Raw genomic sequence first — 3,649 nt, 5'->3', positions numbered from 1 at the left:
TTTCTCTACACTAAATCAGTAGGTTAAGCTACGCTCGCCAACCCGAAATCGCCCGTCCGACGAATAATCCGGGCTAGTTCGGCCGCACGGGGGCCGTGTCCAACGACCAGGGTTCGGCGTCTCGATCCGCCCATTTGATCTGCGATTGATGACGGTCCTTCTGACCCGGATGACCTGGCCGGGTCGGCCGTAGGTACTTTCCGAACCTGCATCCTGGCGGCGCTGCGTTCTAAGCCGGCTGATAACAGTCGCTAGCCCCTCGAGCATATTCGCGACGAAACGCTCTCTCCGAGGAATGAAGCATGTTCGCCCCGATCGACTATCTAGCGCCGATTGCCATTATCGCGTTGCTCGTGCTCGCGACGATGAGCATCAAGATTTTGCGCGAATATGAGCGCGCCGTGGTGTTCACGCTCGGGCGCTTCGAGCGCGTCAGAGGGCCAGGTCTCGTCCTGCTCATGCCGTTCATTCAGCAGATGGTGCGGGTCGATCTGCGGATCCAGGTGATCGAGATACCCAGTCAGGATGTCATTTCCCGCGATAACGTATCGATGAAAGTCGATGCCGTCCTCTATTTCAACGTCAGCAATCCAGAGCACGCGATCATCCAGGTCCAGGACTATCTGCCCGCAACGAACATGCTGGCCCAGACGACATTGCGCGCGGTTCTAGGGCAGCATGAGCTCGACGAGATGCTCTCGGAGCGCAAGAAATTGAGTAGTGACGTGCAAAGCATCCTCGACGCGCAGACCGAGCTGTGGGGAATCAAGGTCAGCAACGTCGAAATCCGCACCGTTGAGTTGTCCGACAACATGGTACGCGCCATTGCGAAGCAAGCCGAGGCTGAGCGCGATCGCCGCGCCAAGGTGATCCATGCCGAAGCCGAATTCCAAGCCTCGCAGACACTGGTGAACGCGGCCACCATCCTCTCCAGCATCCCAGCCGCAATGCAGCTTCGCTATCTCCAGACGCTGACCGAGATCGGGGCTGAACAAAACAGCACAGTCGTGTTCCCGATGCCAATCGACATCGTCAAGCCATTCTTGACATTGCTGGAGACGGCAGCGGACGCCAAGTCCGACGGCGATGCGCGGGGCAAGCCTGCCCCTACTGCCGCTGCAGGACGCACGCCGCGGCAAGCCGCGGCGTCGTCCGCTCCTGCCTTACAAAGATAGCGTTGTGTCTCGCCGCACGTGGGCGATGAATTCGGCCGAACTGGTCAACTCCAAGAAAGACGTTAAAATGTTTACACCGCAGGAAATTACGCACGGCATGACGGTGGGCGATACCCACGGACTTCATTTGGGTACCGTGGATCAGGTCAGAGACTATGTCGTCGAGCTGACACGCGAAGGTTTTGCAGACGGTCTTCACCATTTCGTGCCGCTTGCCGCCATTACGAGCATCGACGGTAACACGGTGCTTGTGGATCCCGGCCATGCCACAACGATCGAAGCGGTGGAGGGCGCAGTCGCATATGCACGCAGGCACGCGTCGACGGCAGATCGGACCAACGGCGTCTTCGGCGTACCTGAAGATGCGAGTGGAATGGGCGGATGGGGCGCTCGTTGACGCTCGGATGGCCCAAAAGCCAAGATGTTGATAAGCGTCGAACGGGACGCCGCTAGAATACTGCTAAATTGCTGTAAAAGAGGGTTAAACCTAAAATTGGAGGGGTACCGATCGGCTCCGATCGGTACCCCCTTAAAGACCATATTCTTGTCGGTTTTCAAATTGTTGTACTGAGAACAGATGGGGTTCCGCCTTAGCGCCTATCGACAAACTTCACTCACCAGGATCAGCGTTGGTCCGATGTGGAGCGTCTGATCGACCGCCAGACCGAACAGGTCGAGCAGTCTAGACGCCGGCTCGGAGACCTGGGCGGATATTCGAGACTGATGCACTGAAAGGTCCAAGCTGGCTTTGAAAGGTTGGAGGCACCTTTAGCGCTGTCAGGCTGCACGTCGTTTCGCGCGACGCTAGTCTCGTTATTTCCAAGGCGCGTCGGAGGGTGTCGCCTTCCAGATCCACCTTGGTTCGACATGGGTTAATGCGATCACCGCAAGCGACGCCAATACGCCTCCGACGATCGGGAGAACCACCAGTACGCAGAAACCCTCGGCAGTAAGCATTACACTTCCATTCGTAATTTGATTGCAGGGGCCGATTGCCCAGTCCGCGTGCGGTGGTGCCCAGCCAGCAGGGTCGGTGCACCAACCTATGCGAATGATGACGTTGGCTTTAGGCAAATTTGATTACACGACCGTGATAAAGTTCGCGACATCCACCGTGCCCGCAGCCCCCCAAGCAGCGCGCTCCGCGGCATGACGGCCGTGAAGCGAGGGCACCGTTCCGGTCAGGGTAACTTTCCCGCCGTCTGCGCTCACACCAATGGTATCCTTATCAAAGAACCACGAGCGGTTGAGCGCGGCGCGAATATCGTCCGCTACGCCCACCACGTCGACTTGCGGCTTGATCGTGATGCGGTTGGTAACGCCTGCCACACCGATCAACCGACGCACGTCGTGCTCGACATCTTCCTTCTGGAAATGCCATTTCACCTCACCGGTCAGGGTCACCCAACCCTTCTCGACCGCCGGCAGGATCGCCCCCTTCGGTATTGCAGCGTTCCATTCCAGCCGCTGGACAATCGCCGAGGCGATTTCCTCGTCCTGACGAACTGCGCCAGGCGACAAACGCACCGTTAACTCGTCGGCCACGCCTTTGCAGCCCTGGACCCGCCCCGTCGTCGCTTCGGCGTTCTGCTTTTCCGCGCCGGTTTCGACGTGACCAGTGAGTGTGACGATTCCGTCATGAGCGACAACGCCGATATCCGCGGCGTTAACCCGCACGTCCCAACCGAGTTCGGCGATTACGGCTTTTTGCAAATGGCGATCGGTCGACATGGCTTGGGCTCCCGTTGAGAAACTGTACGGGCCGTATTGCGACCAAACATACCGACCGGACAGACTCGGGAAGTACGCATGGGGGCCTCATCTGCGTCCCCAGCTGAGGCCTCGACCGGATCGCCATAGCGTTCGGCACTGCGTTTCGTCGAAAGAGGATCTGCGGCGCGCCCCGCTAGAAGCGATAACCCGACTACAGACCGAGATAGTTGCCGTCCCTCCCCCCGTCGCGAGCAAAAGATCGGCGGGTTGGTAGATGGGTTTCGAACAGCACGAACTGCAGGCGCTTGGTGGCTTGACTGGTTTCGCCAGATGCGCTTCGACGTGATCTGCGAGGCGAACGAGATCGAACAACGCGTCAACAAACCAAACCGTCCCTGGACCAACGGACAGGCCGAGCGGATGAACCGCACCATCAAGGAAGCGACCGTCAAGCGCTTCCACTACGAAAGCCACGACCAGCTACGGACGCATGTCGACGACTTCATCGCCGCCCTATAACTTCCCTGGCCCGGCTCAAGACACTCAGCGGTCTCACGCGCTACGAATACATCGCCAAAATCTGGATTTCAGAGCCAGACTGGTTCATCGTCAATCCGATCCATCAGATGCCGGAATTATAAACCTAGGTGAGGCATCATTCGCTTACGGGGCCGGCCTGGTGTAAGAGGCTGTTTGGAAAATCGGATTTGAGGGATTCCGCTTGTCGCTGAAGTATGATTCAGAGCTTGGATGTGGACCGA

General features: G+C 58.2%; 3 protein-coding genes and 1 pseudogene. 3 read left to right on the top strand and 1 reads right to left on the bottom strand.

Going from position 1 to position 3,649, the window contains the following annotated elements:
* Window positions 1–302 precede the first annotated feature (302 nt).
* Both QN347_RS18880 and QN347_RS18875 read left to right on the top strand, forming a co-directional pair.
* Window positions 303–1,175, top strand: coding sequence for a slipin family protein (locus QN347_RS18880; RefSeq protein ID WP_322161051.1), 873 nt, complete (start codon window positions 303–305; stop codon window positions 1,173–1,175).
* A 4-nt stretch (window positions 1,176–1,179) separates the two neighbouring features.
* Window positions 1,180–1,572, top strand: a complete 393-nt coding sequence (locus QN347_RS18875) for a DUF2171 domain-containing protein (protein ID WP_323494313.1) — start codon at window positions 1,180–1,182, stop codon at window positions 1,570–1,572.
* Window positions 1,573–2,255: 683 nt separating this feature from the next.
* On the opposite strand, the gene QN347_RS18870 is transcribed toward QN347_RS18875, so the two are convergent.
* Window positions 2,256–2,906: a BON domain-containing protein gene (locus QN347_RS18870; protein ID WP_322161055.1), complete on the bottom strand. Its 651-nt coding sequence runs from the start codon at window positions 2,904–2,906 to the stop codon at window positions 2,256–2,258.
* Between the two features lie 318 nt (window positions 2,907–3,224).
* Between QN347_RS18870 and QN347_RS18865 the strand changes: the two are divergent.
* Window positions 3,225–3,529, top strand: a pseudogene (locus tag QN347_RS18865) (integrase core domain-containing protein); the annotation flags it as partial.
* Between the last annotated feature and the right edge of the window lie 120 nt (window positions 3,530–3,649).

Source organism: Sphingomonas sp. 10B4 (assembly GCF_035019905.1).
Taxonomy (GTDB): Bacteria; Pseudomonadota; Alphaproteobacteria; order Sphingomonadales; family Sphingomonadaceae; genus Sphingomonas; species Sphingomonas glacialis.
Note: the sequence above shows the minus strand (reverse complement) of the source record. Positions and strands in the feature narration are given on the sequence as shown.